Consider the following 25,024-nt stretch of genomic DNA (forward strand, 5'->3'; position numbering starts at 1 on the left):
GGTTATCGGCGAGCGTAACAGAAAGCCGTTTGCGCGCGAGGGTCTATTTCTGGCCGTGACGTTCCTTCTTGCGACCCTTCACCGCGAGGTCGACGGTCAGCAGCCGGCGCTGGCCGCCGACCCGCATCTGCTCGCTGCCCAGAAGATACATCATCGCCTGATAGTCGCCGAGCGAGTCCTCGACGGCGTTGGTGAAGCCCTGGGCATCCTGCGCCTTGTTCATCTGGATCTTCGCGAAGCGCAAGGCATCGGGCGAATTCTCCGCGACCCGGCGGGCGAAGGCATAGGTCTCCGCCTCCAAGGCCTCGGGCGGAAGGACGCGGTTCACAAAGCCGAACGCATGCGCCTCCTGCGCAGAGATGAAACGGCTCTCGAAGCAGAGCTCCTTGGCCCGGCGGATGCCGATGTCCCAGGGGATCGACATGTACTCGACGAAGCCGGCGAGGAACTCGGCGGTGGCCGAGGCGAAGACGATGTCGCAGCAGGCGGCGGTCATCCAGCCGGCATAGATGCAATAGCCCTCGACCAGGGCGATGGTCGGCTTGGGGAAGTTGCGCCAGCGCAGATGAACGTCGAGGTTGTACTTCTTGAACTCGTCATAGGCCTCGATGGTGCCGGGCGCGGCGCCGAGGTTCTTGCGGTATTCGAGCGCTTCGGGCGTGCCCAGATCGTGGCCGGAGGAGAAGGTCCCACCGGCGCCACGCAGCACGACGACACGCACCGCCTTGTCGGCACCGGCCAGGGTGAAAGCGGCGTCGATCTCGTCCAGCATCCGATAGCCCAGCGCGTTGCGATAGGCCGGCCGGTTCATGGTGATGGTCGCGACCGCACCGTCGGTCGCATAGAGGATGTCCTGAAATGCCAATGTCTTCTCCCGTGTGTTCTGGAGGGAACCGTGCCGGGAAAGCCGGTCGTGGTCCATCGGGCGTTGTCGGACGGCGGCGCGTTTGCCATAAAGTCTGCCGAGCGAGGGACTTATGGCCGACATCTTCATCTCTTACGCACGCGAAGACCGCGAGTGGGTCGAAAAGCTGGCCAACGCCTTCGTGGGCGAAGGCTACAGCGTGTGGTGGGATTTCGACCTGCTGGTCGGCAAGCGCTACCGCGAGTCGATCGAGACCGAGCTGGCCAATGCCAAGGCGGCCGTCGTGGTCTGGTCGCAGCACTCGGTGCATTCCGATTTCGTGCGCGACGAAGCCGAAGAAGCCCAGCAGCGCAACATCTTAGTACCCATTCTTAAGGAAGCGGTTCGGCCGCCGGCGGGCTTCCGCCAGCTCCAGACCGCCGAGCTGTCGACTTGGTCCGGCGGCGATCTCACACACAGCGAATACCGCCGCATGATGCGCGGCGTTTCGCATCTCGTCGGCCGCCCGGCGAACAGCGCGGACAGCCATGTTGACACCGCGCCCGCACCGCCAGCGACCACGGAAATCGTGGCACCGCCGGCGCCGGTCATCGAGGCCAAGGTGCCCGAGGTGAAGCCGGTGATTCGGACCGCGCCGCCTTCACCGCCGCCCCCGCCGCAGCCGGAACGGCGCGCCGTGCCGATGTGGGCCTATATTGTCGGCGGCGTCGTCGGGGCAGTCGTCCTGCTGACGATCATCGTGGCGCTGCTGGGCAGTCCGGGACCGAAGCCGTCGACGACGTCGACCGCAGGACCGGCGGTCGCGACACCCGCGACGCCTGTCACCGCGCAGCCGCAGACGATGGCGCCGGCCGCCGCGCCCGCCGCAGCACCATCCGTTCCCGCCACACCGCCCGCCGGCGACAGCGGCGCCGACGAGGCCGGCAACAATCCGCATCACGGCAGCGCCGCGCCGGCAGCCGCCCCGACGCCGCCCCCTCCGGCGCCGTCCGGCGATGACGACAGCGGCGGCGACGTCGGCCAGACGCGCGGGCACTAATGCCCGGCAATCCCGCACAGGCGGGACTGCCGGCAAGCCTCAACCGAACTTGCCGCTCTTCGCCCAGCCTCTGGGCGGCAAGCGGCCGGCTTGGGCGCGGGCGCCGCGCCATTCCTTCAGTTCGCCCGGAGTGAAGAGACGGTTGTTCTCGTCCTTCAGACCCTCCTTCCAGGTGAAGGTGGTCGCATCGAGCAGGCCGCCATCCTTGAAGCGCTGCAGATAGACGCCCTGCCCGCGTGCCATCTCGGGCACCTCGTCGAGGCCGAAGATCAGCAGCTTGCGGTTGTCGCCGATCACCGCGACGGTGTCGCCGGAGAGGAACTTGCAGGCCTTGGCTTCGGTGCCGGTCTTCACGTTCATCACGCGCTTGCCGTTCTTGGTGAGCGCCACGGCCTCGTCCTCATGGGTGACGAAGCCGTGGCCGGTCTCGGCGGCGAGCAGCAGATTGCGGCCCGGGACATGAACGAACATCGTCACCGCGTCGGCGTCGGGCGGCAGGTCGATGAAGGCGCGGATCGCCTCGCCATTGCCGCGCCCGCCCGGCAGCTTGGAACAATCGAGCGTGAAGAAGCGGCCGTCGGTCGAGAACAGCATCAGCTTGTCGGTCGTCTGGGCGTGGATCCAGAAGCGGCCGCGGTCGCCTTCGCGGTATTTGATGCTGTCGTTCTCCTCGACGTGTCCCTTGAGCGAACGCAGCCAGCCCTTCTGCGAGTAGACGATGGTGATCGGCTCCTTCTCGACCGCCGTCGCCAGCGCCTCGGCCTCTTCGGCCAGCGCTTCGATCTTGTCGATGTGCTTGGCCTCGACGATCTGGGTGCGGCGCTTGCCGAGCTTGCTCCTGGCCCCGAACCTGGCGTCGATCGCCTTGATCTCGTCGATCAGCTTCTCGTCCTTGAGCTTGTCGGAGCCCAGCAGCTTCTTGAGGTCCTTCTGCTCGGCCAGGAGCGCGGTGTGCTCGCCGCGGATCTCCATCTCCTCCAGCTTGCGCAAACTGCGCAGGCGCATGTTGAGGATGGCTTCGGCCTGGTTGTCGGTGAGCTTGAACGCCTTGATCAGGACGGGCTTGGGCTCATCCTCGGTGCGGATGATCCGGATCACCTTGTCGAGATTGAGGAAGACCGCGAGATAGCCTTCGAGGATCTCGAGGCGGGCGGCGATCTTCTCCAGCCGGTGCGTCGAGCGGCGCACCAGCACGTCGCGGCGGTGATCGACGAAGGCCTGCAGGACCTCCTTGAGGCTCATGACCTTAGGCACGGTGCCGTGGTCGAGCACGTTCATGTTGAGCGGGAAGCGGCTTTCCAGGTCCGACTGGCGGAAGAGCTGCTCCATGAGGATCTCGGCCTCGACGGTGCGGCTCTTGGGCGTGATGACGATGCGGATGTCCTCGGCGGACTCGTCATGGACGTCGTCGAGCAGCGGCAGCTTCTTCTGCTCCAGGAGCTCGGCGATGCGCTCGATCAGCTTGGACTTCTGGACCTGGTAGGGAATCTCGGTGACGACGATCTGGTAGACGCCGCGGGCACCCTCTTCCTTCTTCCACCGGGCGCGGACGCGGAAGGAGCCGCGGCCGGTGCGGTAGGCCTCCGCGATGGTCTCGGCGCCGTCGATCAGGATGCCGCCGGTCGGGAAGTCGGGGCCGCGCACGATGTCGGACAGCGTCTTGTCGCGGGTGTTGGGGTTGTCGATGAGCTTCTTCAGCGCCTCGCAGAGCTCCCCGACATTGTGCGGCGGGATCGAGGTCGCCATGCCGACCGCGATGCCGGACGAGCCGTTGGCCAGCAGGTTGGGGAAGGCGCCGGGCAATACGACCGGCTCTTCGTCCTGGCCGTCATAGTTGGGGCGGAAATCGACCGCGTTCTCGTCGAGGCCGTCGAGCAGCATCGCCGCGACGTCGGTCATGCGCGCTTCGGTGTAACGGTAGGCGGCGGGGTTGTCGCCGTCGATATTGCCGAAATTGCCCTGGCCGTCGACCAGCGGGTAGCGCGTGGAAAAATCCTGCGCGAGGCGAACCAGCGCGTCGTAGATCGCCTGGTCGCCATGGGGATGGAACGAGCCCATCACGTCGCCGACGATCTTGGCGGACTTCTTGAAGGCGGAGGTCGAGTCGAGGCGCAGCAGCCGCATGCCGTAGAGGATGCGGCGGTGGACGGGCTTGAGCCCGTCGCGCGCATCGGGCAGCGCCCGCATGGTGATGGTGGAGAGCGCGTAGGCGAGGTAGCGCTCGGCGAGCGCCTTGCCCAGCGGTTCGGGGCGGATGTCGTCTTTGATGTCTGCCATGGTGTCGTTCTTTGCGATTTCACACACGAAAACAAGTTGTCATGGCCCGCGAATGCGGGCCACCCAGTTGGGTTCTACACGCATGCCGCAAGTTCGCGGTACCAGCTCGCGACACAAGCTGTATCGGTGCTCTACGATCACCTGGGTGGCCCGCATTCGCGGGCCATGACACCGTGGAACTACGAGGAAATGGACCCGGTTGCAGCCTACGTCGATTCGCGGCGCGTCATCTCGTCGAGGCGCAGGCGCGCCGGCGGCATTGCCTTGCCATGGGGCGACAGGACGCGCTCCAGCAGGAAATGTCCGGTGAGTTTCAGGCCCGCCGCGACATCGGCGGCATCGGGCGTCGCGTTCTGGGTCGCCAGCAGAAAGCCGGGCAAGGTCAGAAGCCGCTCCTTGTAGGGCGCACCCGCGGCGCGGGAGACCGCGCGACCGCTGCGCGGGCTGACATAGACGAGGTTGTCGGTGTCGCCGGTCGAGGCGCAACGCGTGAGGTCGAGGCCGAAGCCGAGCTCCTCCAGCACGCCGGCCTCCCAGCGCACGAACAGCGCGCCCCAATGGGCGATCCCGTCGGCCTGCATGGCGTCGAGCAGGATGTTGGCGGCTTCGAACACCGGCGCGTGGGCCTCGCGCTCCGGCAGCGCGGCGGCGGCGACGGCGGTGAAGGCGTTGAGACCGGCGAGCGCCTCGCGGCTTTCCAGCAGATCGCCGGCGCGGGCCTTCACGGGCTCGGCGGTGAAATTGCCCAAATGCTCGTTGAGCCGCGCGCGCCAGTGCAGATGGATGCTGTTGCCGGGCTGGAGCACGGGCTTGGCGCGCCGCGAGGCGCCGCCGCGCACCAGGCCGAGATGGCGGCCATGCTCGCGGGACAGCACTTCGAGGATCGCGCTGGTCTCGCCGTGCGGGCGGGTCGAGAGGACGATGGCGGCGTCGGTCCATTCCATGGGCTCAAGCCATCTGCGAGACGGCCTGGACAATAACAACATCGTTGTCATCCCCGGCCGAGCAGTGCGTCAGCACTGCGAGGGGAAGGGGACCCAGGTGGTGGATTCGGTGTTGGTATCGAGAGCAAAACACGAAATTTCTTTCGACATCGTCCGCGATGCGCCGCCTGGGTCCCCTTCCCTCGCACTGCGCTACGCGCAGTGCTCGCCGGGGATGACAGCGGTGTGTTACTCGTCAGGAGGGTACTCCAATCCCATCTCTTTGTAATGCTCGCGCTGCTCGGCCCAGTCCTCGCGGACCTTCACGAACAGGAAGAGGTGCACGCGGCGCTCGAAGAGCTCTTCCATGTCCTTGCGGGCCATCTCGCCGATCAGCTTGATGGTCTGGCCGCCCTTGCCCAGCACGATCGCCTTCTGGCCCTCGCGCTGGACATAGATGATCTGATCGATCTTCACCGAGCCGTCCTTGCGCTCCTCCCATTTCTCGGATTCGACGGTCGAGGCATAGGGCAGCTCGTCGTGGAGGCGCAGATAGATTTTCTCGCGGGTGATCTCGGCGGCGAGGAGGCGCGAGGGGATGTCGGCGGCCTGGTCGGCGGGATAGAGCCAGGGACCCTCCGGCATCCGCTTGGCGACCCAGGCCATGAGATCGGCGACGCCGTCGCCCTTGAGGGCGGAGATCAGGAAGACCTCCTCGAAGACGCCTTCGGCGCTGAGCTGCTGGACCAGCGGCAGAAGGTCGGTGCGCTTCATGCCGTCGATCTTGTTGAGCGCGAGCGCGGCCTTCCGGTTGCCGGTCTTCAGCGCTTCGATGATGGCATGCGTGTCGTTGGCGGCATGGCCCCGGGGATTGGCGGTCAGCTCGGCGGCATCGACCAGGAGCACGACGGCATCGGCATCCCCTGCCCCGGCCCAGGCGGCGTTGACCATGGCGCGGTCGAGGCGGCGGCGCGGCTTGAAGATGCCAGGCGTGTCGACGAACACGATCTGGGTCTCGCCGGCCATCGCGACGCCGCGCACCGCCATGCGGGTGGTCTGCACCTTGGGGCTGACGATCGCGACCTTGGAACCGACCAGTGCGTTGACCAGCGTGGACTTGCCGGCATTGGGCGCGCCGATGATCGCGGCGAAACCCGCTTGCGTGGTCATGCTTCGCGAACTTTCTCTAGCATCTTCTTGGCGGCATCCTGCTCGGCTTCGCGCTTGGAGCGGCCTTCGCCGGCGAGGGATTCGAAGCCGCCGAGGCGGACCTCGATGACGAAATGCGGCGCATGGTCCGGACCGTCGCGCTTGACCAGCGCATAGACCGGCGCGCCGGCATTGCCTTTGCGGGCCTGGGCCCATTCCTGCAGCATGGTCTTGGGATCGCGCATGTCGCTGCTCAGCGTCGCGAAGGTCCCGGTCCAGTAGCAGTCGATGAAGCGGCGCGCCGCGTCCATGCCGCCGTCCTGATAGAGCGCCGCGATGATGGCCTCGCAGGCGCCGGCGAGGATCGCGGCCTTGTTGCGGCCGCCGCTGCTCGATTCCGAATTGGCGAGGATGAGATGCGGCCCAAGCCCGGCGGCTTCGGCGGCCCGGGCGCAGGCGTCCTGGCGGACCAGCGCGTTGTATTTGAGCGCCAGCGCCCCTTCGGCATCGTCGGGATAGCGGGCATGCAGGGCTTCGGCGACGACCAGGCCGAGGACGCGGTCGCCGAGGAATTCCAGCCGCTCGTTGGAGATCACGGCATCGGCGCTGGAATGCGTCAGGGCGCGCTTCAAGAGGTCGCGGTCGGCGAAGCGATGGCCGAGACGCGCTTCGAGGTCAGTCGACGAAGGTGAACATCCGGCTGAAGCGGATGGCGCCCGGCCATGTCCAGGGCTCGTACCAGATTGCGCTGTCATCGATGGAGAGGAATCGGAGTTCTGCCCGGCCTACGAGGTTTTCGGAGGGAACATAGCCCACATCGCCGCGGCTGTCGTCCGACTCGTCGCGGTTGTCGCCCATCATGAAATAGTGCCCGGCGGGCACCACGAACACGCCGGTGTCGTCGTATTCCGACGGGCCCTTGTCGAGCGTGAGATAGGTTTTACCGCCCGGCAAGGTCTCGCGGTATTGCGGCGTGCGCACCGCGAGGCCGAAGGCATCGGTCTCGACGAGATCGTCGACGCGCTGCTTGGGAACCGGCTTGCCGTTGAGCCAGAGCACGCCGTTCTTCATCTGGATGCGGTCGCCCGGCAGGCCGATCAGGCGCTTGATGTAATCGGTCGAGTTGTCGCCCGGGAACTTGAAGACCACGACGTCGCCGCGATGCGGGATGCGCTCCAGCACCCGGCCCGGGCCGTTGAACAGGCTGCCGAGCGGCCAGCCGCCCTGCGGCCAGGAATAGCGGCTGTAGCCGTAGGAGAACTTCTCGACGAACACGAAATCGCCGACCAGCAGCGTGGCGCGCATCGAGCCCGACGGGATGTTGAAGGGCTGGAACAGGATGGTGCGGATCACCAGCGCGATCAGCAGGGCGTAGAAGATCGTCTTGGCCAACTCGATCCAGGAATCGTAGGGACCGGCCGGTCCGGGCGCGGCTTCGGGCTCCGGCGGTTCGACGGCGGCGGGCGGTGCGACACGGGGGGCCGCGGGCGGGGCCGGCTCCTGGGTCAGCTCGTCGATGAGCTTTTCGGGGTCGTCGTCGGACATGGCGGGTCTTTTCTAGCGCGGAGGGCGGGACGTCAAGGCGGCGGCGGTGTCTTGCTTAAGGCGCCGGCACGGCCGAGATGATGACGATCGCCTGGGCCAGCGGGAAGTCGTCGGTGATGGTGAGGTCGATCTGGGCGGTGTGGCCGGGCGGCGTCAGCGCCTGCAGCCGCTTCAGGGCGCCGCCGGTGAGCGTCATGCTGGGCTTGCCGCCCGGCAGGTTCACCACGCCCATGTCGCGCCAGAAGACGCCGCGGCGCAGGCCGGTGCCGAGCGCCTTGGAGCAGGCTTCCTTGGCGGCGAAGCGCTTGGCATAGCTGGCGCTGCGCTGGGCCCGCTTGTCGGATTTCTCGCGCTCGAGCGGGGTGAAGATGCGGCCGAGGAAACGCTCGCCGAAGCGCGCGATGGATTTGTCGATCCGCCGGATGTCGATGAGGTCGGAGCCGAGACCGATGATCATGCCGCTGCTCCGCGCCGGATTCCGTTGAGGATCAGAATAGCGCCAGCGATCACCCAGAGAAGCCCGAAGATCGTCACGATGGCGCCGAGGCCGCGGGTGGCCGCGGCCGACAGGCCGATCACGAGCCGGGGATGGCGCTGCGCCAGCAGACCGGCGGAGCCGCCATTGTAGAGCGCGACCGCGTAGCGGTGGCCCGCTGCGGCGGTGAAGTGACCCAGCTCGTAGAACAGCGGCAAGCGGTCGGAACCGTCCGACGGCTTGGCGCGGACCGTCCTGGGACGGGGCGCGGCGTCGGGCGCGAACAAAGCGGCCTGCCGCGCATGCCAAGCGCTCCAGTCGGTATGGCCCTGGGAAATCTTGGTGCTGCCGTCGCTGACGCTCCACGCGAGGTCGATCACCGGATCGGCATGCGGACAGAGCGCTTCGGCGCCCGGCCGTCCGGTCAGGCAATCGAAATCGGTGTCCGCCGCGTCGGTGTGATCGAAGACCAGCCAGGCCGAATACGGCCCCGGGATCGTCACCGCGAAGGGCGGTGTCTGGATCTGGCCGGCTTTGGCCAGCGCGAGCGGCATGGTGAGCGGCGTGGTGTGTTCCGGCGTGTAGCGCCATTCGAGCGCTGCGACCGCGCCGATGCCGATCACGGCGAAGAGGCCGCCGAGGATGAACAGGCCGCGGCGCGGCAGGGCACGGCCGGCGAAGAGCGCGAAGCCGAGCGCGGCGGCGGGGACGAGGAGCCAGGTCCACATGCTCAGCGCCGCGCCTCGTCCATCAGGCCGCGCATGCGGCGGATCGCGGCATCGAGCCCGATGAAGATCGCCTCGCCCACCAGGAAGTGACCGATGTTGAGCTCGCGGATCTGCGGGATGGCGGCGATGGGCTTGACGTTGTCATAGGTCAGGCCGTGGCCCGCGTGAATCTCGAGGCCGAGCGCGGCGCCATAGGCGGCGGCTTCGCGCAGGCGGTCGAGGATGCGCTCCTGCTCGGCGCCGGCGGCGTTGGCATAGGCGCCGGTGTGGAGTTCGACGACGGGGGCGCCCAGATCCTTCGCCGCATCGAGCTGCGCGCGGGATGGCTCGATGAACAGCGAGACGCGGATGCGCGCGGCGGCGAGGCTGCGGACCAGGGGCGCCAGATGGTTGTGCTGGCGCGCCGCGTCGAGGCCGCCCTCGGTCGTCACCTCCTCGCGCTTCTCCGGAACGATGCAGGCGGCGTGCGGCTTGGCATTGAGCGCGATGACATGCATCTCGTCGGTCGCGGCCATTTCGAGATTGAGCGGGATGGTCAGCTCCCGCGACAGCCGGCCGATGTCGTCGTCGGTGATGTGGCGGCGGTCTTCGCGCAGATGCGCGGTGATGCCGTCGGCGCCGGCGGCGGCCGCGGCGAGCGCCGCGCGGACGGGATCCGGATAGGCACTGCCCCGCGCCTGCCGCACGGTGGCGACATGATCGATGTTCACACCCAGACGCAGATGGCTCATGACAGATCCTTGTGGGCGCGCGCGGCGATGGCGCGCAGCTTGAGAAGAAGATAGCCGTGGCGGACGAGGGCGTGGACATAGCCGCGCAAAGCCCTGGCGCGGGCCGTATGGGCGCCGTGGGTCAGGGCGTTGGCGTTGCCGGGCTTCGCGCCGGGGCGGTTGCGTTTCTTCCTTTTGCGTCCAGTACTTACCACACTTTCGGCAATATAATTGTTTTGCTTGCGCGCGGCGTTGCGGCGGTGCCGGGGCTGTCGCAGATGCGCCGCGGCGATGGCGGGCGGGAAGGGAAAGGAGTCGCGGTCTGATCTCATGCGCGAGAGTGTACGACGGTTTTGGCGGGCGGGGATAAGTTCGGATGCATATCGCGCAAACGCGCGGCGCAGGGCGGGGTTCGGCGGGCCGCTGCGCCGGCTTGTCCACGCAGGCTCTTGTCGTCTCCGGCCGAGCGCCGTTCAGAAACACTCCATGCGATTTCCCGGGCCCCGGATGGAGCGCAGGCGGCCGTCCTGCGCGGTCCAGTTCAGCTCGAATGTCTTGGTGCAGGCATAGCTGACCGACCAGCGGTAGACGGCGCGATGCCCCGCGGGGTCGACCGTGAAGCCGTCGGCGCGCAACGAGACGATCATGTCGCGCTCGCGTATGCCCACCGGAAAGCGGTCGCGCAGCGCGAGGTCGGCGACCAAGTCGTAGAGACCCGCCACGTTGCGCCAGCGCGGCGGAGGATGGCCGGTGCCGCCGGCCATCACCAAGACCAGGAACGCCGCGAAGCTGAGGATGGCGACGGCGAAGCTCCCGAGCACGGCCACGAAGCGCACGCCGCCATGGACGCCGCGATCGAACAGGCCGAACGCCCAGGCCATGAACAGCGCGAAGACCGGGCAGGCCGCGAGGTCGAACAGCAGAACGCCGAACAGAAGAAGGCGCCCCGTCAGGATGTGCCAGAGCAGAAGCGCGACGAAGACCGTGGCGAACCACAGCGGCACGCGCCACCCGAGGCCGCGTGGACCGCCGGGCGGGAGATCGGCGGCGGAGGGCAGGCCGTTCGGCAGGGAATCCTGAAGCATCGCGCGCGCCCCTCCAGCGGGTGGTGCCGTGGAAGGAGATGGGACGGCGGAAGGCGTAGCGCAAGAGGGCGATGGCCGGTGTCGCGGCTGGCGCAACGCACCACACTTGTCATCCCCGGCCGAGCACTGCGTTAGCAGTGCGAGGGGAAGGGGACCCAGGTGCTAAGGCTACCCAGGTTTTGACGCCTGGGTCCCCGTACGCTGTCGCTACGGGGTCCCTTCGCGCTCGCTTCGCTCGCACTCAGCCGGGGATGACAGCGTGGTTAAGCTGGCGCAGGCGGCGGCTTCACGTCGACGTTGTGATAGGCGGCGATCCACCATGTGCCGTCCTGCTTGACCAACACCTGCAGGAGCCTGGTGTGGAGCGCGCCGTCGGGGCTTTGGGTGCCGGGTGGGAGGGCCTTGAGGCCTGAGACCACGGCCTCGGTATCGACCACAGCCACGTCCGGGCGCAGGAAGCGCAGATGGGCGATGCGCTGGCGCAGGCTCGTGCCCTTGAAGACGGTCGCGAAGATGCGCGTGTGCTGGGTCTCGAAAGCGGCGTGGCCGGTGAAGACGGCACCGAAGATATTGGTAAAGACGCAATCGGTGAGCACCGCCTTCGAAAAGGCGGCGGCGTCGCCGCGCGTCCAGGCGTCGTCTTCGGCCTGGATCAACGCTTCTATGGCGGCGCGGTCGGACGGATCGTCGGACATCAGGCCAGTCCCCTGCTCCCGGGCTTCACCGCGGGGATATTGCGCAAATGCGGCGGGAGCTTGTCGGCGTCCCAGGCGGGGACCTTCAGCGTGGTCAGCGCCACCAGCTTCACGCCGGTCTTGGCCTTGCCGTTGGAGCGGTCGATCAGGCAGGCCACCGCGACCGGCTTGCCGCCGGCGTGCCTGATCGCCTCGATGCATTCGCGGCTGGAGACGCCGGTGGAGATGATGTCCTCGACCACCAGCACGGGCTGGTTCTTGGTGAGCTGGAAATTGCGACGGAGCTGGAATTTTCCGTCGACCCGCTCGACATACATCGCGGGCAGGCCGAGCTGGCGGCCCATCTCATAGCCCGGAACGATGCCGCCGACGGCGGGCGAGACGATGGCCGTGAAGGGCGTCTTCACCTCTTCGCGCACCTTGGCGGCCAGTGCCTTGCACAGCTTGGCGGTGCGCCTGGCGTCCTGGAAGACCAGCGCCTTCTGCAGGAACATGTCGGAGTGCAGGCCGGACGAGAGGATGAAATGGCCCTTGAGCAGGGCGCCGGCTTTCTCGAATTCGGAGAGGACTTGTTCGGGGGTCATGTTTCTTCTTCTAAATCCTGCCATTTCAAAATGTCATGGCTCGCGAATGCGGGCCACCCAGTTGAGACCGGATCGGCTGCGACATTTGGAGCGCAACCCGCCTTGCGAGGACAGGATTTGTATCACCTGGGTGGCCCGCATTCGCGGGCCATGACACCGGAGAAACCCTCGCGCCAGCCCGCAGCTATCTCTCGTAGTAGTAATAGCAGGCGACCAGCGTCGTCGCATCCTTCGGGTCGTCCTGCATCAGGGTGACGGTGCGCTTCTCCGAGATCTGGAGCTCGCAGCTCGTCATGCCCTCTTCCGTCGCGCAATGCGCCAGCGGCCTGCCGAGGTTTTGTTCGATGGCCTTGCGCGCCGCATCGAACGGCGCAGCGACGAGAACGGAGATGCCGACGCCCATGCCCACACTGTTGGGATAGAGCTGCAGGACCGGCAAGCCCGCGACCGTGCTGCGCGTCCTGGGCAGGACATAGGCGTCGTTGCCATGGGCCGCATAGCCGGCATGCAATTGCGCGGCGAAGCGCGGCAGGCGTGGATCGCCCGCCGTCTGCCAGTCGAGCCAGGAGTCCCGGCAGGTGACCATGCGCGTGAGGGCCGCATCGTCGGCCGCGGGCGAAGCGGCTGCGGCTGCGGATAGCAAAGCGAAGCCGAGGGCGCAGAGGATTCGATTGCGGGTCATGGCGCGATCCCCGGGGTGCAGTGACATTCTAGCATGGGATGGCATCTCCCCACCTCGCCTCCGGGGAGGTGAAACGGAGATCAGGCGGGTGCGCCTTCCTTTTCGCGCACCCGGTCCACGCTCTCCACCGCCGCGTTCACGCGCAGGGCGCCCAGGATGTTCTGCAGATGGGCGAGGTCGCGGACCTCGATGTCGACGGTGAACTCGAAGAACAGCGGGTTGCGGTTCGTCACCTTCATGTTGTGGATGTTGCCGCCATTGTTGGCGATCACGCTCATCACCGCCGCCAGCGAGCCCGGCGCGTTCTTCACCCGCACCGCCACGCGCGCGACCGAGGGACCGCTCTCCGCGGCGTGGGTTCCCCAGGCGACGTCGAGCCAGTCTTCCATCGAATCCTGGGCCTTCTCGAGCTCGGCGCAGTCGATGGTGTGGATCACGGCCCCCTCCCTCGGGACCATCAGCCCGACGATGCGGTCGCCGGGCAGCGGATGGCAGCACTGGCCGAGCTTGTAGGCGATGCCCTCGGTCAGGCCGCGGATCGAGATCGGCTTCTTGGCGTTGGGCTCGGCGAAGGCGGCGCGCTTGCGGCTTTCCGGATCCTTCTTGAGCTCGGGGAAGACCGCGTCCAGCACCTCATGGCCGCGCAGGGCGCCGCGCCCGACTTCGGCATAGACGTCCTCCGCCTTGCCGGCATGCAGCTTCTTGGCGACGCCGGTGATCGCCTTCTCGGTCAGCTCGGCGCCTTCGTCGGCGAAGACCTTCTTGAGGATGTTGCGGCCGAACCTGATGTGCTCGTCGCGCTGGGCGTGGCGCAGGAAGCGGCGGATCTCGGCACGGGCCCGGCCGGTGACCACGAACTGCTCCCACAGCGGCGACGGGGTCTGTTCCTTGGTGCGGATGATCTCGACCTGGTCGCCGTTGCGCAGCGGCGTGTGCAGCGGGACGTGCACGCCGTTGACCTTGGCGCCGACCGTGGTGTTGCCGATATCGGTGTGCAGCGTATAGGCGAAGTCGATCGGCGTGGCGCCGCGCGGCAGCGAGATCAGGTCGCCCTTGGGCGTGAAGCAGAAGACCTGGTCCTGGTACATCGAGAGGCGCGAATTCTCGAGGAAGTCCTCGGCATTGTCGCGCTCGAGCAGGTCGACCATGTCGCGCAGCCAGCCATAGGCGCGGTCGTCGCCCTCCGAGGCGACATGCTCGCGGTAGCGCCAATGGGCGGCGACGCCGCGCTCGGCGATGTCGTGCATTTCCTGGGTGCGGATCTGGACCTCGACGCGCTGCTTCTCCGGGCCGATCACCGTGGTGTGGATGGAGCGGTAACCGTTGGTCTTGGGCGTCGAGATGAAATCCTTGAAGCGGTCCGGTACCATCTGCCAGGTGGTGTGCAGCACGCCCAGCGCGCGGTAGCAGTCGTCCTCGCTGCGCACGATGACGCGGAAGCCGAAGATGTCGGAGAGGGATTCGAAATTGAGCTGCTTGACCTTGAGCTTGCGCCAGATCGAGAAGGGCCGCTTGGCGCGGCCATAGACCCAGGCCTCGATGTTGTGCTCGGCGAGCTTGCGCTTGATCTGGTCGGCGATGCGGCCGATGCGGTCGCCCGAGGTCTCGCCCAGCCGCGCCAGGCGGGTGACGATGGAGTTGCGCTCCTCCGGGTTGAGCTCGGCGAAGGCGAGGTCTTCGAGCTCCTCGCGCATGGTCTGCATGCCGATGCGGCCGGCGAGCGGGGCGTAGATGTCCTGCGTCTCCTGCGCGATGCGCAGCCGCTTCTCCGGCTTCTTGATGAATTGCAGGGTGCGCATGTTGTGCAGGCGGTCCGCGAGCTTGACCAGCAGCACGCGGATGTCGCTGGTGATCGCGAGCATCAGCTTGCGGAAATTCTCCGCCTGCTTGGTGCGCTCGCTGAAGAGCTCGAGCTGGCTGAGCTTGGTGACGCCGTCGACCAGGTTGGCGATCTCCTCGCCGAAATTGGCCTTGATGTCGTCGAAGGTCGCCAGCGTGTCCTCGATCGTGTCGTGGAGCAGCGCGGTCACGATGGTGGCGACGTCGAGCTTGAGGTCGGTGAGGATGGCGGCGACTTCGAGGGGATGGGCGAAATAGGGATCGCCGGAGGCGCGGAACTGCTTGCCATGCGCCTTCATGGCATAGACATAGGCCTTGTTGAGCAAGTCCTCGTCGGCTTCGGGGTCATAGGCCTTGACCCGGTCGACCAGCTCGGTCTGGCGCATCAGGCGGCGCTTGGCCTTCGGGGCCGCGGGCGCAGCCGTCGCCGCCGGGGCAGAAACGATCTGCTCCGCAACCTCGGTCTCCGGCGCGGTCGGCGTGCTCATGCACACAATATAGGCGTGGAAATCGTCGATGCGGAAGAAATGTGTCTTCGCGCGCGCGGGGGAGGATGTGATCGCCGGTCCATCAAACGAAAAAGGCCGGGCTTGCGCTCCGGCCTTTTGATGTCTTGCTTGTAGCTGTCCCCTTCACCATCCGCTGCGCGGTGGAGGCGTGGGACGGAACTACTCTTCGTAGTCGGCTTCCGGTTCGGGCTGCGGCTCGGCGCGGCGCTGGGCCTCGCTGGTGAGCGCGCGGAGCAGTTCTTCCTCGGTCACCTGACGGAAGGCGGCATCCTCGCGCACGTCTTCGGAAGGCTGCGCCTCGGGCTCGTCGACATCGGCATGCTTCTGCATGCTCTTGATGTAGTCTTCCTTGGCTTCGTCCGGCTTGATCTCCTTGGCGGCGATCTCGCGCAGGGCGACGACGGGGTTCTTGTCGCGGTCGCGGTCGACCAGCGGCTCGGCGCCGCCGGAGAGCTGGCGGGCGCGGAACGCCGAGATCAGCACCAGATCGAAGCGGTTCGGGACCTTGTCGACGCAATCTTCAACGGTAACGCGAGCCATGGAAATCCTTGTCTTTCAAGGCTTTAGCCGCGCGGAGGGCGCAAAGCGGGCCAAAACCGGTCAGAAGGCCGCGGAACCTATAGATTGTGCGGCCGCGAGGCAAGGGCAGCGAATCCGGCGGTCAGATTTCGGGGTCGGCGGGTGTGGGACGCAGACCCGTCTTGAGGTATTCGGTGCGGGCGTCCTGACGCATCTCCGATGCCATGATCGCGAGCCGCTCCGCGGTGTGATGGTCCATCTCGGGGTGCTGGCGAATGGTCTGCGCCAGCGATTCCAACTCCTTGGCCATGCGCTCATAATCCCTCGACGTAAAGCGCGCGTTCGGCAACATCTGCTCGGTTCCGATGGAGGTGCAATATCCCAAAGGTAACTCGCCAGTAACGATAAAGCCGCATGCCGGACCGCGGCACCTGCTATTTCGGCCAGAGAATGATCTGGGTGCAGCGGAACAGCGCCATCAGCTTGCCGGTCGCTTCGGCCGTCAGCTCCGCGTCCCAGACCTGCGTCGTGCGGCCATTGTGCACGCGCCGGGCCTCGCACAGGACATGGCCTTCGCGGATCGTGCTCATGAAGTTGCTTTTGAGCTCCGCCGTCGTGAAGCCGCTCGCGCCTTCCGGCAACGTCGTGCCGTAGGCGCAGAGCGTATCGGCGAGCGCGATGAGCGCCGGCGCGAAGAGGAAGCCGATCGGCGCGATCAGCGCGGGCTTGGCTTCCATGCGGGCGCGCATCAGGCCGTGCTCGGCATGCGTCACCACCATTCCGACCATCCCGGGCAGGCGGTCCTGATTCACCGCGTTGAGCCGGGCGACCCAGGCTTCGTCGTTGGACATCCGTGTTCTCCCCTCGTCGTCGGGGCGCGGCCCCCTCCGTCGCGCCCGAAAGCTATTGCGACGCCTTGTGCTGCGCCAGCAGCGGCTGGATGCGGGCCCACATGTGCCAGGCGCGCGACAGGCCGCGGGCGGCGACGAACAAAAGACCCGCATTGGTAAGCAGGGCGAGGCTCGCGCCATGCTGGACCGCGAGTTGGCTCATGCCCTTGCCGGACGGCACCTGCATCACATAGTCGAGCGCGAAGCGGGCACCGAATACCGCCACCGTCACCGCGGTGCCGAACAGCGAAGGCTGGCTCATCACCGTGCCGGTCTTCTCGTCCAGCGTGAGCTCGATGTGCTGGGTGGTGAACCAACCCAGCACGCCGCCCGCGACGACGACCGCGGCGTAGATCGCCAGCGTGAGCGGGTCGGGCGCCTTTGCATGCGAGAGCGAGGTCAGCACCAGCAGCGTGATGATCGCGGGATAGACCCAGAGGCGGTTCGGCTTGATCCGAGTGGGCTTCATGCCGCGGCGGACGATAAGGAGGAGCGCGAGACCGGGCGGCAGCAGGGCGGTGTAGTCGGGCATGACGGGTCCATGGCAAGGGCGGCCGGACGCTAGAGGGAAATCGCCGCAAAGGGAATCGGCGAGTCGTTCGGCGGTACGCGGCCATGCAAGCCGCGATGTTTTCATGGAAAGCCGCGTTCCAACGGCCTAGCCTGCCGCGACACGCCATGCAGGGGAACGGGATGACACAGCGGCTCGGTCTGGTTCTTTCGGCGCTGCTCGCCACGGGCCTCGCGGCGCAGGCTGCGCCACATGGCTGGAAACATTACACCGATGCAATGCTCGGCTATACCATCGCCTATCCGCCGGGCTGGAGCATCGACACGCATTATGTCTCGGCGGCGCTTGGGCCGGATCGCGAGATCCACGGCGTCGCGTTCACCATTCCGGCCGGGACGGCGGCGGGCACGAATCTCGGCACGGACAGCAAGCTTTCGGTCGAGAGCCTGCCCGGCTCCGGCTGCCAGCCTTCGCAGTTCGTCGATCCGGCGGACGATGTCCACAGGGTGCATGCCGATGGGCGCATCTATACGGCGGCGACGAGCGAGGACGCCGGCGCAGGCAATCGCTACGAGACGCAGATCTTCGTCATCGACGGAACTTCGCCCTGCGTCGCGGTGCGGTATTTCATCCATTCGGCGGCCATCGGGAATTTCGATCCGGGCACGGTGAAGGCGTTCGATCGCGCCGGCCTCCTCGCCGCGTTCGACCGCATCCGCGCGACGCTCACGCTCGGGAAGTAAGTCTTTCGATCTGCCGTTCCGGCAGCGCATCGATCAGCGAGCGGACGGTCTGCCCGGTCGCGGGATGGATCCAGTCGGGCGCAACGTCGGCGAGCGGCACGAGCACGAAAGCCCGCTCCGCGATGCGCGGATGCGGCAGGACCGGCGGCCCCTGCTCAACGCGCCCGTCATAATCGAGCAGGTCGAGGTCGAGCGTGCGCGGCGCGTTGCGGCGGGAACGGACTCGCCCGAAGGCAGTTTCCGTAGCGTGGAGGAGTTCCATCAAGACGTCCGGCGACAACGCCGTATGGATATGAGCAACCGCATTGACGAAAGGGGGATCGGACGCATCCGGCCAGGCAGGCGTTGCGTAGTACGGCGAAACGGAAACGACGGCTACGCCACGCTGTGCGAGCGCCCGTAAAGCCGCATCCAATGTTAGCGCTGGCATGCCGTGCTGCGAGCTGAGATTTCCGCCGAGCGCAATGAGGATCATCTGTCGATTCCACTGTTGCGGAGCGTGACTGTTGGACTAGAAGAACACTGGGCGAGCGGGGGACTATTGCCGGTTCGGCCTTTACTTGGATAGGAGTACATATGTTGTTCTACCCCCAGGAAAAGCTGGCGCTGTTCATCGATGGCGCAAATCTGTACGGCGCGGCGAAGGGGCTGCAATTCGACATAGACTACAAGCGCCTCCTGGAACTGTTCGCGCGCAAGGGCATCCTGGTGCGCGCCTTCTACTATACCGCAGTCGCCGAGGATCAGGAGTTCTCGCCGCTGCGGCCGCTGGTCGACTGGCTGGACTACAACGGCTTCGCGGTCGTCACCAAGCCGCTCAAGGAATTCACCGACGCGCAGGGCCGCCGCCGCGTGAAGGGCAACATGGACATCGAGCTCGCCATCGACGTGATGGAGATGGCCGAGCAGGTCGATCACCTGGTGATCTTCTCCGGCGACGGCGATTTCCGCCGCCTGGTCGAGGCGGTGCAGCGCAAGGGCCGCCGGGTCAGCGTGGTCTCGACGGTGCGCACCCAGCCGCCGATGGCGGCCGACGAACTGCGCCGCCAGGCCGACAATTTCATCGAGCTCGACGAACTCAAGAGCCAGATCGCCCGCGAGGGCGGGCCACGCTCGCAACAGGCGGCGCAGTCGCCGCATTACGCGCAGACCGCGTGAGAGTCCGGCGTTAACCCAAACGATTTTGCCCTGGTTTTGAGCAGTATGCTCTTGCCCCAGGCCGCTGTTCGACTATCGTCAGCGCCACTAACTGGGGCTGGTCACATGACATCATCGACGTTCCGCGGCGCGATCGCGCTTGCGCTTTTGGCCGTTTGCCTGGCGGGATGCGCCCAGACGCGGGAAATGAAGGCGACCGGCGCCGCCAATTTCGACTGGTCCGGGCCGCAGAAGCGGATCGTCCTGATCCAGCCCGACGTGGTGCTCGCCGAGCTGACGGCCGGCGGCCTGAACGAGCCGCGCGCCGACTGGACCAACACCGCGCGCGACCTGATCTCCAAGGGCATCGCCGGTTCGCTGGACCAGCGCAACATCAGCGTCACGGAACTCGACACACTCACCAATGCTCATGACGTCCAGCTCGTGAAACTGCATGGCGCGGTGGGCAACGAGATCCGGCAGCACGGCTTCGGCGGCGCAACGCTGCCGACCAAGGGTTCGGCGCTGGACTGGACGCTGGGTCCGGGCACGCAGGACATGCGGCAGCGCTACAATGCCGACTATGCGATGTTCGTGTATGTGCGCGACAGCTACGCGACGGCGGGGCGGCGCGCGGTGCAATTCCTCGGCGCGATCGCCGGCATCGGCATCCAGGGCGGCGTGCAGGTCGCCTTCGTCTCGGTGGTGGACCTGCGCACCGGCAATGTCGTGTGGTTCAACACGCTGTTCAGCCAGTATGGCGACCTGCGCGACGCGAAGGGCGCCACCTCGTTCCTGAACGACATCCTGAAGGGCAATCCGCTTTGAGCCTGAGGAACCTCCTCTCGGTTCTCTGTGCCGGCGCCCTGTTCCTTTCGGCAGCGGCGCTCGCCGAGCCGGCAACGGCGCCGCCGAAGCCCGGCGATCCGATGCAGCCCGGCTACCACCCCGCCTCCGACACGGATGAGGCGGGGTTGTGGATGATGAACGACAAGGCGGAGGACACCTTCAAGACCTCGCCCCTGCTGGTCCGCGACGCGGCGCTCAACGCCTATGTGCGGAGCGTGATGTGCAAGCTGGCGAAGGACCAGTGCGCCGATATGCGGCTCTACATCCTCGACATCCCTTATTTCAATGCGGCCATGGCGCCGAACGGCGCGATGCAGGTGTGGACCGGCCTGCTGTTGCGGGCGCAGAACGAAGCGCAGCTCGCCTGCGTGCTCGGTCACGAGATCTCGCACTATACGCTGCGCCACACGCTGGCGGAGTGGCGCCGGGCGGTGAACACGTCCGGCGCGATGGCGGTGCTGGGCATCGTCACCGCCGGCGCAGGCGTCGGGTTGATCGGCCTGGCCGCCGACTACGCCCTGCTCGGCTCGATGATGAGCTTCTCGCGCGACGAAGAGCGCGAAGCCGACGCCCATGGACAGGATCTGGTCGCTGCGGCCGGCTACGACCCGGCCCAGTGCGCGGCGCTGTGGCAGGAGCAGATGGCCGAGGAAGACGCCGAGCCGGAGCACAAGGACGGCTTCCTCTTCCTGCGCACCCATCCCGCGAACAAGGAACGCCTGGCGACCATGCAGAGCCGCGCCGCGGCGCTGCCGGCGCCCGCCGCGGCGCCGCAGGTCGACGCGGAGGCCTTGCTGCAGGCGACGCACGGCTTCCGCGCCGCCTGGCTGGGCGAGGAGCTGAACCGTTCGCATTACGGCCAGAGCCTCATCCTGGTGCAGGCGCTCCTCGCGGCCGATCCGAAATCGGGCGAGCTGCAATTCTATCTCGCGGAGGTCTATCGCCGCCGCAACGAAGCCGGCGACGCCGCACGCGCGGCCGACGAATACAAAAGCGCCATCGCGGCCGGCGCGCCGGTGAGCGCGTTCCGCGGCCTCGGGCTGACGGCGATGAAATCAGGCGACCCGGCGGGCGCCCGCGACGCCTTCCAGCACTATCTCGACGCGGCACCCGCCGCAGACGACCGCGCCATGGTCGAATATTACATCGCGCATCTGGGAGACCACACATGAAGATCGCACGCGCCGCCGCACTGGCGGCCGTTCTCGGACTGGCCGGATGTGCCAGCTATTCGGCCATCGACGGCGGCAAGCCCGTCCTGGTGGGCAACAACGTCACGGTCACGCCGCAGATCAATTGGGGCAAGGCGCCCTTCCCCGGCTTCACCGGAACGCTGTGGACCGAGGACGGCATCTCGCTGGACTCGCTGATGTTCTTCACCGGCATCGAGCCGGGCAAGCCGCTGATCGACGTCGCCGGCGTGCCGAAGAACGAGGTCAAGGTCTACCAGGCGTCGATGGTGCCGGACGACGTCATGGAGCTGCTCTCGGCGAATTTCGGAAAGCTGGGCTACCAGCAGATACGGACGTCGAACCTGCGGCCCGCGGCGTTCGGCGCCGCGCCGGGTTTCCGCTTCGATCTCACCTTCTCCAGCGCCGACGGCCTCGACATGAAGGGGATGGCGATCTTCGCGCAGCGCGGCGGCAAGCTGGACATGATCCTCTTCATCGCGCCGGTCGAATATTACTACGACCACTACGGTCCGACGGTCGAGAAGATCTTCGGCTCGGTCCAGACCGCGGGCAATTGACCGGTTCCGGACGACGGCGCAGCGGGCGTGCTAGCCTCGCGGCATGACCACCGAACCGCCGCGCGATTGCCCGCTCTGTCCGCGTCTCGCCGATTTCCGCGCCGCGAACCGCAGGGCGCTCCCGGACTATTTCAACGCGCCGGTGCCGAGCTTCGGCGCGCTCGGCGCAAGACTGCTGATCGTCGGGCTGGCGCCGGGGCTGCATGGCGCGAACCGCACCGGACGGCCGTTCACCGGCGACTATGCCGGCGACCTGCTCTACGCCACGCTGCTGCGCCACGGCCTGGCGACGGGAAATTACCTGCGCAGTCCCGATGACGGCCTCGAATTGCAGCATTGCGCGATCGCCAATGCGGTGCGCTGCGTGCCGCCGCAGAACAAGCCGCTGCCGGCGGAGATCCGGACCTGCCGGCAATTCCTCGGCGCGACGATCGCGGCGATGCCGCATCTGCGCGCGGTCCTGGCGCTGGGCAAGATCGCGCATGACAGCGTCTGCGACACGCTGGGGCTGCGCAAATCGAAGCATCCCTTCAAGCATGGCGGCGCCTATCAGGCGGGGAAGATCACGCTGATCTCGAGCTATCATTGCTCGCGCTACAACACCAATACCGGCGTGCTGACCGAGGCGATGTTCGACGCGGCGGTGAAGGAGGCCAAGATCGCGGCGCTGCACGCGCTGTGACGACGTTGTCATCCCCGGCGAGCATCGCGCGCTCCGCGCGATGCGAGGGAAGGGGATCCAGGTCTTTCAGCAACTCCGGTGCATGTCGTCGAGGCCTGGGTCCCCTTCCCTCGCATCGGCTTCGCCGATGCTCGCCGGGGATGACAGCGGTGATCTACGAATACCGCTCTTCCTTCCACGGATCGCCTTCGTTGTTGTAGCCGCGGGTCTCCCAGAAGCCGGGCTTGTCGTCGGCGTGGAAGACGATGCGCGTCACCCATTTGGCGCTCTTCCAGAAATACCAGTCGGGAACCACGACGCGGACCGGGCCGCCATGCTCGCGCGGGATGGGCTTGCCCTCCCAGCTATGCGCGAGCAGGACGTTGGGGTCGGCGAAGACCGCCGCCGTCACATTGGTGGTGTAGCCGTCATAGGCGTGGAAGACGATGTGTTTCGCCGCGGCCTTCGGCTTGACCAGATCGCGCAGCGTGGCGGACGACACGCCCTGCCAGTGATTGTCGAAACGGCTCCAGGAGGTGACGCAGTGGATGTCACTGACGCTCTCCGCCTGCGGCAGGGCGCGGAATTGTTCGAGCGTGAGCGCGACGGGATTCTCGACCAGGCCGAGGACCTGCAGGCGCCATTTCTCCGGCTTGATGTCGGGCTGCACGCCGAGATCGAGGACGGGCCAGTTCTTCACTTCCTTCTGGCCCGGCGGCAGGCGGTTCACATGGCCGAGGTCGGGGCGGCCGGTGATCAGGCGGCCCTGCTCCGCCCATTCCTGCTTGGAGCGGATGAGCTTGTCCTTGATCTTGCCGATCAGGCCGGGCTGGTCGTCGTCACGCATCGCCGCAGTGTAGGCGCGATGCCTCAGGCGATCCAGCGCAGCAGCACGGCAAGGCCGCGGCCGACATGCGCGAGGCCGACCATGATGGCGATCAGCAGGACCGAGCCCAGAAGGTCCATCGCGCCGAAATGGAGCGCCGCGGGAACGGCGAGCAGCGCCACGGCGAAGAAGAGCGCGTTGTAGGCGAGCACGACGGCGAGGGCGTAGAGCGCGAAGAGCTTCGCGGCGGCGGGCCAGGGCCGTGCCGCGGTGTCGTAGCCGAGGCCGGCGGCGGCGCCGATCGCCGCGATCATCGCAAAGCTGACCAGGGTAGTCGGCGCCGGCCGCATGGGATTGCGCGAGGCGATCAGGCCGAGCAGAAGCAGCGTGGCGACCGCCGCCTGGGTCGTGCCGTAGCCGGCGACCCGGCCGAGCGTGCGCAGCCATCGCTCCATCGCTTCAGCCCTTGTCGCGCATCAGGCGGGCCTTGTCGCGCTGCCAGTCGCGCTGCTTCTCGGTCTCGCGCTTGTCGTGCAGCTTCTTGCCCTTGGCGACGCCGAGCTCGAGCTTGGCGATGCCCTTGGGATTGAAATACAGGCGCAAGGGGATGAGCGTCATGCCCTCGCGCTGGATCGCGGCGGCGAGCCGGGCGCCTTCGCGCTTGTGGACCAGGAGCTTGCGCTGGCGCTTGGGCTCGTGGTTGAAGCGGCTGGCCTGGGTGTATTCGGGGATATAGGCGTTGACGAGGAAGAGCTCGCCGTCCTTGGCGAAGGCGTAGGATTCCGAGATCGTCGACTTGCCCGAGCGCAGCGACTTGACCTCCGAGCCGACCAGCATGATGCCGGCCTCGATGGTCTCGTCGATGGCATAGGCATAGCGCGCCTTGCGGTTGTCCGCGACGATCTTGGTGCCGTCGTCTTTTTTCTTGGGCATGGGAACAGGTGTTTCTTCGATTGTCATGGCCCGCAACAGCGGGCCATCCAGGTGATAACATACTCCCGTCGCGAAATAAGGAGCGCCGTTCCGTTCTTCAATGCCGGTGCCGCCGTCACCTGGATGGCCCGCTCTCCGGCGGGCCATGACAGCGGAGGTGGCGGCGCGGAGACGGTGGACGCGGTTACACCAATCCCGCTCCGCTCAGCGCCTTGCGGACCACGGCGCGCGCATTGTCGGTCGCGGCGACCAGCGGGAGGCGGACCTCGTCGCCGCACAGGCCGAGCAGCGAGGCGGCGAACTTCACCGGCGCGGGGCTGGCCTCGACGAACATCGCGTCATGGACCGGCATCAGCGTGTCCTGGATCGCCAGGGCCTCCGCGAAAGCACCCCGCATGCAAGCCTCCTGGAACTGTGCGCACAGCCGGGGTGCGATGTTCGCGGTCACCGAGATGCAGCCATGGCCGCCATGCGCCATATAGCCCAGCGCGGTGCCGTCCTCGCCGGAGATCAGGCGCCAATCCTTGCCGCAGGCCAGACGCTCGCGCGACGGGCGCATCAGGTTTGCCGTGGCGTCCTTGACGCCGATCACGGTCGGCAGCTTGGCCAGGCGGGCCATGGTGTCGACGCTGATCTCCACGATGGCACGGCCGGGGATGTTGTAGAGCAGGATCGGGATGTCCACCGCCTCGGCGATCGCCGCGTAGTGGCGGTAGAGGCCCTCCTGGGTCGGCTTGTTGTAATAGCCGGTGACCGAGAGCACCGCGTCGGCGCCGACCTTCTTGGCGAATCTGGTCAGCGAGATCGCCTCGGCGGTCGCGTTCGAGCCGGCGCCGGCGATGACGGGGACGCGGCCATTGGCTTCCTCGACGCAGATCTCGATCACCCGCATGTGCTCGTCATGGCTGAGCGTGGGCGATTCGCCTGTCGTGCCGCAGGGGACGAGGCCGTGGCTGCCCTGCGCGATCTGCCAGGAGACGAGCTTGCGGAACGCCGCCTCGTCCACCTTGCCATCCTTCATGGGGGTGATGAGGGCGGGAATGGAGCCTTTGATTCTGTCGCGCGCGAACGCCATGGCGGCCTGCTTTGAGGGTTGGGTG

At 66.9% G+C, this 25,024-nt stretch carries 31 protein-coding genes; 7 read left to right on the forward strand and 24 right to left on the reverse strand.

From position 1 onward, the window contains the following. Positions 1-43: 43 nt before the first annotated feature. Complete coding sequence (locus WDM91_05220; GenBank protein MEI9993970.1) at positions 44-865, reverse strand: enoyl-CoA hydratase-related protein; 822 nt, start codon at positions 863-865, stop codon at positions 44-46. 112 nt (positions 866-977) lie between these two features. Between WDM91_05220 and WDM91_05225 the strand changes: the two genes are divergently transcribed. Further along, on the forward strand, positions 978-1,904 hold the full coding sequence (locus tag WDM91_05225) for a toll/interleukin-1 receptor domain-containing protein (protein MEI9993971.1): 927 nt from the start codon (positions 978-980) through the stop codon (positions 1,902-1,904). Between the two features lie 39 nt (positions 1,905-1,943). Here WDM91_05225 and parC read toward each other — a convergent pair whose 3' ends face one another. The 18 genes from parC to WDM91_05315 all read right to left on the reverse strand — a co-directional run bounded on the left by parC (position 1,944) and on the right by WDM91_05315 (position 17,046). After that, complete coding sequence (parC, locus tag WDM91_05230; GenBank protein ID MEI9993972.1) at positions 1,944-4,181, reverse strand: DNA topoisomerase IV subunit A; 2,238 nt, start codon at positions 4,179-4,181, stop codon at positions 1,944-1,946. 206 nt (positions 4,182-4,387) lie between these two features. Beyond that, positions 4,388-5,125 (reverse strand): DNA repair protein RecO, encoded by a 738-nt coding sequence (gene recO / locus WDM91_05235; GenBank protein ID MEI9993973.1) that lies wholly within the window; start codon positions 5,123-5,125, stop codon positions 4,388-4,390. A 228-nt stretch (positions 5,126-5,353) separates the two neighbouring features. Further along, positions 5,354-6,274, reverse strand: a complete 921-nt coding sequence (gene era / locus WDM91_05240) for a GTPase Era (GenBank protein ID MEI9993974.1) — start codon at positions 6,272-6,274, stop codon at positions 5,354-5,356. Continuing rightward, on the reverse strand, positions 6,271-7,008 hold the full coding sequence (gene rnc / locus WDM91_05245) for a ribonuclease III (GenBank protein ID MEI9993975.1): 738 nt from the start codon (positions 7,006-7,008) through the stop codon (positions 6,271-6,273). The genes era and rnc overlap by 4 nt, the downstream gene beginning before the upstream one ends. Then, positions 6,929-7,798, reverse strand: a complete 870-nt coding sequence (gene lepB / locus WDM91_05250; GenBank protein MEI9993976.1) for a signal peptidase I — start codon at positions 7,796-7,798, stop codon at positions 6,929-6,931. The genes rnc and lepB overlap by 80 nt, the downstream gene beginning before the upstream one ends. A 55-nt stretch (positions 7,799-7,853) precedes the next feature. Beyond that, on the reverse strand, positions 7,854-8,255 hold the full coding sequence (gene acpS, locus WDM91_05255; GenBank protein ID MEI9993977.1) for a holo-ACP synthase: 402 nt from the start codon (positions 8,253-8,255) through the stop codon (positions 7,854-7,856). Next, a complete protein-coding gene (locus WDM91_05260) occupies positions 8,252-9,001 on the reverse strand; it encodes a hypothetical protein (GenBank protein MEI9993978.1) in 750 nt (249 codons plus the stop codon). Before WDM91_05260 ends, acpS begins: the two co-directional genes overlap by 4 nt. Positions 9,002-9,003: 2 nt before the next feature. Then, positions 9,004-9,732, reverse strand: coding sequence for a pyridoxine 5'-phosphate synthase (locus WDM91_05265; GenBank protein ID MEI9993979.1), 729 nt, complete (start codon positions 9,730-9,732; stop codon positions 9,004-9,006). Further along, on the reverse strand, positions 9,729-10,043 hold the full coding sequence (locus WDM91_05270) for a hypothetical protein (GenBank protein ID MEI9993980.1): 315 nt from the start codon (positions 10,041-10,043) through the stop codon (positions 9,729-9,731). The genes WDM91_05265 and WDM91_05270 overlap by 4 nt, the downstream gene beginning before the upstream one ends. A gap of 141 nt (positions 10,044-10,184) precedes the next feature. After that, positions 10,185-10,796 carry a hypothetical protein gene (locus tag WDM91_05275; GenBank protein ID MEI9993981.1) on the reverse strand — a complete coding sequence of 204 codons (612 nt, stop codon included), beginning with the start codon at positions 10,794-10,796 and terminating at the stop codon, positions 10,185-10,187. Between the two features lie 263 nt (positions 10,797-11,059). Then, positions 11,060-11,491, reverse strand: a complete 432-nt coding sequence (locus WDM91_05280) for an SgcJ/EcaC family oxidoreductase (GenBank protein ID MEI9993982.1) — start codon at positions 11,489-11,491, stop codon at positions 11,060-11,062. Continuing rightward, positions 11,491-12,075 carry an orotate phosphoribosyltransferase gene (pyrE, locus tag WDM91_05285; GenBank protein ID MEI9993983.1) on the reverse strand — a complete coding sequence of 195 codons (585 nt, stop codon included), beginning with the start codon at positions 12,073-12,075 and terminating at the stop codon, positions 11,491-11,493. The genes WDM91_05280 and pyrE overlap by 1 nt, the downstream gene beginning before the upstream one ends. A 184-nt stretch (positions 12,076-12,259) precedes the next feature. Continuing rightward, complete coding sequence (locus tag WDM91_05290; protein MEI9993984.1) at positions 12,260-12,757, reverse strand: hypothetical protein; 498 nt, start codon at positions 12,755-12,757, stop codon at positions 12,260-12,262. A gap of 80 nt (positions 12,758-12,837) precedes the next feature. After that, complete coding sequence (locus WDM91_05295) at positions 12,838-15,084, reverse strand: bifunctional (p)ppGpp synthetase/guanosine-3',5'-bis(diphosphate) 3'-pyrophosphohydrolase (protein MEI9993985.1); 2,247 nt, start codon at positions 15,082-15,084, stop codon at positions 12,838-12,840. A 180-nt stretch (positions 15,085-15,264) separates the two neighbouring features. Continuing rightward, the gene (gene rpoZ / locus WDM91_05300; protein MEI9993986.1) at positions 15,265-15,645 is read right to left on the reverse strand and encodes a DNA-directed RNA polymerase subunit omega; all 381 of its coding nucleotides are present in this window, start codon (positions 15,643-15,645) and stop codon (positions 15,265-15,267) included. A gap of 121 nt (positions 15,646-15,766) precedes the next feature. After that, entirely contained in the window at positions 15,767-15,934 is a 168-nt protein-coding gene (locus WDM91_05305) for a hypothetical protein (GenBank protein ID MEI9993987.1), read from the reverse strand. A 124-nt stretch (positions 15,935-16,058) separates the two neighbouring features. Then, complete coding sequence (locus WDM91_05310; GenBank protein MEI9993988.1) at positions 16,059-16,475, reverse strand: PaaI family thioesterase; 417 nt, start codon at positions 16,473-16,475, stop codon at positions 16,059-16,061. A 52-nt stretch (positions 16,476-16,527) separates the two neighbouring features. Next, the gene (locus WDM91_05315; protein ID MEI9993989.1) at positions 16,528-17,046 is read right to left on the reverse strand and encodes a hypothetical protein; all 519 of its coding nucleotides are present in this window, start codon (positions 17,044-17,046) and stop codon (positions 16,528-16,530) included. Between the two features lie 161 nt (positions 17,047-17,207). Here WDM91_05315 and WDM91_05320 point away from each other — a divergent pair, with 161 nt between their 5' ends. Then, positions 17,208-17,768 (forward strand): hypothetical protein, encoded by a 561-nt coding sequence (locus WDM91_05320; protein ID MEI9993990.1) that lies wholly within the window; start codon positions 17,208-17,210, stop codon positions 17,766-17,768. Here the strand turns inward: WDM91_05320 and folK are convergent. Continuing rightward, positions 17,752-18,243, reverse strand: a complete 492-nt coding sequence (gene folK / locus WDM91_05325) for a 2-amino-4-hydroxy-6-hydroxymethyldihydropteridine diphosphokinase (GenBank protein ID MEI9993991.1) — start codon at positions 18,241-18,243, stop codon at positions 17,752-17,754. The genes WDM91_05320 and folK overlap by 17 nt on opposite strands. Before the next feature lie 101 nt (positions 18,244-18,344). Between folK and WDM91_05330 the strand changes: the two genes are divergently transcribed. The 5 genes from WDM91_05330 to WDM91_05350 all read left to right on the forward strand — a co-directional run bounded on the left by WDM91_05330 (position 18,345) and on the right by WDM91_05350 (position 22,186). Further along, on the forward strand, positions 18,345-18,926 hold the full coding sequence (locus WDM91_05330) for an NYN domain-containing protein (GenBank protein MEI9993992.1): 582 nt from the start codon (positions 18,345-18,347) through the stop codon (positions 18,924-18,926). 105 nt (positions 18,927-19,031) lie between these two features. Further along, positions 19,032-19,733: a hypothetical protein gene (locus WDM91_05335; protein ID MEI9993993.1), complete on the forward strand. Its 702-nt coding sequence runs from the start codon at positions 19,032-19,034 to the stop codon at positions 19,731-19,733. Next, positions 19,730-20,926 carry a M48 family metalloprotease gene (locus WDM91_05340; GenBank protein MEI9993994.1) on the forward strand — a complete coding sequence of 399 codons (1,197 nt, stop codon included), beginning with the start codon at positions 19,730-19,732 and terminating at the stop codon, positions 20,924-20,926. The genes WDM91_05335 and WDM91_05340 overlap by 4 nt, the downstream gene beginning before the upstream one ends. Then, complete coding sequence (locus tag WDM91_05345) at positions 20,923-21,504, forward strand: hypothetical protein (protein ID MEI9993995.1); 582 nt, start codon at positions 20,923-20,925, stop codon at positions 21,502-21,504. The genes WDM91_05340 and WDM91_05345 overlap by 4 nt, the downstream gene beginning before the upstream one ends. A 43-nt stretch (positions 21,505-21,547) precedes the next feature. After that, complete coding sequence (locus WDM91_05350) at positions 21,548-22,186, forward strand: uracil-DNA glycosylase (GenBank protein ID MEI9993996.1); 639 nt, start codon at positions 21,548-21,550, stop codon at positions 22,184-22,186. Positions 22,187-22,340: 154 nt separating this feature from the next. On the opposite strand, the gene WDM91_05355 is transcribed toward WDM91_05350, so the two are convergent. The 4 genes from WDM91_05355 to dapA all read right to left on the reverse strand — a co-directional run bounded on the left by WDM91_05355 (position 22,341) and on the right by dapA (position 24,999). Continuing rightward, a complete protein-coding gene (locus WDM91_05355; protein ID MEI9993997.1) occupies positions 22,341-23,012 on the reverse strand; it encodes a sulfite oxidase-like oxidoreductase in 672 nt (223 codons plus the stop codon). A 23-nt stretch (positions 23,013-23,035) separates the two neighbouring features. Next, positions 23,036-23,446, reverse strand: coding sequence for a hypothetical protein (locus WDM91_05360; GenBank protein ID MEI9993998.1), 411 nt, complete (start codon positions 23,444-23,446; stop codon positions 23,036-23,038). A 4-nt stretch (positions 23,447-23,450) separates the two neighbouring features. Then, the gene (smpB, locus tag WDM91_05365) at positions 23,451-23,924 is read right to left on the reverse strand and encodes an SsrA-binding protein SmpB (GenBank protein ID MEI9993999.1); all 474 of its coding nucleotides are present in this window, start codon (positions 23,922-23,924) and stop codon (positions 23,451-23,453) included. 184 nt (positions 23,925-24,108) lie between these two features. Then, the gene (gene dapA, locus WDM91_05370) at positions 24,109-24,999 is read right to left on the reverse strand and encodes a 4-hydroxy-tetrahydrodipicolinate synthase (protein ID MEI9994000.1); all 891 of its coding nucleotides are present in this window, start codon (positions 24,997-24,999) and stop codon (positions 24,109-24,111) included. Positions 25,000-25,024: the final 25 nt, after the last annotated feature.

The sequence above is a fragment of the Rhizomicrobium sp. genome, from assembly GCA_037200385.1.
Taxonomy (GTDB): domain Bacteria; phylum Pseudomonadota; class Alphaproteobacteria; order Micropepsales; family Micropepsaceae; genus Rhizomicrobium.